Raw genomic sequence first — 3,524 nt, 5'->3', positions numbered from 1 at the left:
ATATAAAAACAACGCCATCCAACCGGATGGCGTTGTTTAATAAGGATTTGTGTTCCCTAGTCGGGGGTCCAGGGTACAGGGGCCCTCACAAACTCATTATAAGGGCCATTGTGTCATTGTAGATACACGTGCATGTAAGGGATACACGTATATCATCAGTATGTATTAGAGATCAACTAAGCCTTTTAACGAGAGAATACAAGGCTTTAATACCTACATCACTATAGATACCAATTATTGTTGGATTGCACTACGCAAATCAACTTTGTTGTAGTCATTGCTACCCATTGGTTCGTTGATAGCTTTGCGAAGGTCTACTACGTGCTCATCAGCAGCAGTTGGTTCTTCGCTCGCTTTATTTTTAACGGTTTCTTTAGCAGCGAACCAAATTGTTTCGTTCATGTAGTGACGAAGTTCTTCGTTAGATACATGTTCTTGCTCTTGAGCAAGGATATCCAAGATTGCATCTTCTAATGCTTGTGCTTCATCGTCATTCATAGGACCGCCAACTTGTTTTTGTTTTTGTACAACTTCGTTAACACGATCTACCATGCCACGCAATACATTGAAGCCATAGCTGTTTACGAAGCCATCTTTTTCATTGTATTTTGGTGTTTCAAAGTATTCGTATTCGTTTTTGTTGCGGTTTTCACCGTTCCAATTTAAAGCTGTTTCAAAACCGTGTACGCGGCCAATGGAATGCGTACGGAAGTAATCAGCATAGTTATGTTTATCCTTGGAATGTAACCATTTTTTATCAGCTTTAGTCAATTGTTCATGATTGTCGCGTTTAGCTTCTGCTAAGGCGATTTTTTGTTCCGCATTTTCCCATGCTTTCACATAATCATGAAGAGATTGTACTACTTGTGGGCTAGCCACAGGTACCAATACAACATTGCTCAAACCAGGTGCGGATGCAGGGTTAGGTAAGATCAAGTTGTCATCATATGTTGGAGCGCTTGCTGCGTGACCAGTGAAGGATGCTGCGCTCAATAAAACTGCTGCTGTGAAAGCAAGCATTGTAGATTTTTTCATATCTATTCCTCTTTTCATAGTCGAATTAATGTGCTGGATGAGGGCTCCCGAGGGAACCCTTACCAGTCATATCCATACCTAGGATTAGATTCCTAGTTTTTTTGAAAGTTTTCTGAAAGTGTAACTAATTACATACCCATTTTCGCCATCATTGCAGCCATTTGAGCTTTCAATACTTCTACTTCACTTTGTAGACCAGCGTTTTGAGCTTTAATTTGTTCGTTTTCATATTTCAAGTCGGATACTTCACCTTTTAATCCGGCATTTTGAGCTTTCATTGCAGCCATTTCAGTTTGAACTGCATATGCAGAACTGATAGGGCCTTTACGGTAGCGATCTGCTACAGCTGCTTCAGCATCTCTGTTACCAACTTTCCAAGTTACACCAGCATTCGCCATCATATGGCTAGAACCGCCAGCCCAGGACAAGCCACCATGGAACATTGTGGATTCGTTTTTGTAATGAGCTACGCCCACTGCAATCGCGGAGTTACCACGGTAGTTACCATAACCAGCCATGATTTGAGTTGGTTCCAATGGATCGTATTGCATAGGTTTCAATGCGGACAATGCTGCACCTTGTGCACCTACACGACCGATTTCTTCATTTAATTGATCAACGCGAGGGTCAACTGCACCTTTTACAGAAAGGTCATAGTTCAAGCCGCCGTCAGCAGATTCAGTTTTCTTCAATACTACGGAATGATCATCAGATGTCAATGTAGTACGGGAATCTTTCAATTGTTTAACGTTTACTGCATCTGTATCATTAGTGCCTTTTTGAACATTAGTGATTTTGTTACCACCCATGTTGAGGTTGCCACCAGTGATATTTACAGTATCGCCACCGAAGGATACTTTAGGACCATTGGAGTTATTGGAAATGGAAGTGATGTTAGTGAGGTCGCCTTTCACATCGAAGGATACTTTACCGTTCGCATCAGTGTGAGCAGTAGTATTTACACCATTAGAGAAGTCTAAACCGTCAGATAACATTACTGTTCTAGCGTTGCCACCATTTTCTTTGTAAGTCAATGGAATTTGTTTAGCTGCTTCCTTACCATTGAAGTTAACTTGGTAGTTAGTTGTATGGTTAGTAGCATTTGGTTGAACATCTACAGTGATCGCTTTGTTGTCACCTGTTACAGTAACTGCTTCACGAGCTGCATCTTTCACGTCGTTTTTATCTACAGATACTTCGTATGTTGCACCAGCTGCACCAAATGTATCGCCAGCTTTAGGAGCTACTTTAGCGATGTTATTAGCATCAGCTTTAGCTTGTACTTTTTCAGTAGATTTCTTAGCTGCTTCTTGTTGAACAAGTTTCAATTGTTCTTCAGTTGCTGCACGACCTTTAGTTGCGAAGTCAGCAGAATCAAGAGTTTTGTTAGTTAAGCCAGTGATGTCACCAGTTTTACCATCAAGCTTGATTGTGTTGTCGCCAGCTACGTTAACTACTTGGTCACCTTTGAATTCTAATTTACCGTCACCTTCTTTGTTAGTGATGGAAGTGATTTTATTCAAATCGCCTTCAACATTAACTTTGTAAGGGTTGTTTTTAGAACCATCGCCAGTCACTTTAGTGTTTTGACCGTCAACAAGGTTAGTTTTAGCTGCTTTCAATTGACGTACGTTAACTGCATCTGTATCGTTTACGCCATCTTCAACGTTAGTAATTTGTTTATTACCAGCATTGATGCCGTCTTTAGTTACGGATGGGCCATTGTTGATTACTAAGCCACCATCAGTGATCTTAGTATCGCCAACTGTTAAGGAACCTTCGTTAGTAAGATTTACATTGTTGCTCAATGCATATTCTACTTTAGCGCCGTTTTCGTCGCTAGTTTGTTTTACAGTAAGGTTTTTACCGCCGGAGAATTCAACAGTTTTACCATCTGTGATTTTCTTAGCTGCTGTTTCAGAATCAGCAGTAGTATTACCAGAAGATTTAACGTTGAAGCTACTCATTGTACCAAGGCCAGCACCGCTAATTGTCATTTCGCCATTAGCAGATTTGGATACTGTGATACCGTCAGCACCTTTAACATTTACTTTACCGCCGTTAGCTGGAACATCTGTGCCGTTAGCTTGGATTGTCCAGATATCGTCAGTGTTAGCGAATGTTTTGTCACCGTATTTAATGCGGTCTCCATCTTTCTTAATTGTTGTGTAGTTATCAGGTGTACCTAAGTGGATTTCCTTAGTTTGGATGCTATCGATGCCTTTGATGTTTTTATTCAAGCGAATGTTCAAAGTATCGTGACCATCAGCAGTTACAGCGATGTTACCTGCAGCAGATTCAAATGTTTTTTCTTGCTCTTCAGTAACGCCTTCACCTTTAACTTTAACTGTGGAGTTAAGTTTGTTTTTGTTTACAACGCTTTCGTTGTTACCAGTGAATTTCAAGCCGTCATCAGTAGTAGCAACTTCGTGTTTATTGTTGTTGCTATCTTCGTAAACGATACGAGTCATACCGTTAGTACCATTTTT

At 40.5% G+C, this 3,524-nt stretch carries 2 protein-coding genes; both read right to left on the bottom strand.

Annotation, left to right across the window (positions count from 1 at the left end):
• Positions 1-234: 234 nt before the first annotated feature.
• Positions 235-1,035, bottom strand: coding sequence for a hypothetical protein (locus Q7P05_RS07905; protein WP_119207114.1), 801 nt, complete (start codon positions 1,033-1,035; stop codon positions 235-237).
• 128 nt (positions 1,036-1,163) lie between these two features.
• Positions 1,164-3,524 (bottom strand): YadA-like family protein (locus Q7P05_RS07900; protein ID WP_303931493.1); only part of this gene is annotated, 2,361 nt, incomplete at its 5' end.

It is taken from the genome of Veillonella dispar (assembly GCF_937975875.1).
GTDB lineage: Bacteria > Bacillota > Negativicutes > Veillonellales > Veillonellaceae > Veillonella > Veillonella dispar_B.
The sequence above is the reverse complement of the archived record's forward strand: the minus strand, read 5'-3'. Positions and strand labels throughout refer to the sequence as shown.

Coding starts and splice junctions, on each gene's coding strand:
- Q7P05_RS07905 (WP_119207114.1), bottom strand. CDS start 1,035: ATGAAAAAATCTACAATGCTTGCTTTCACAGCAGCAGTTTTATTGAGC.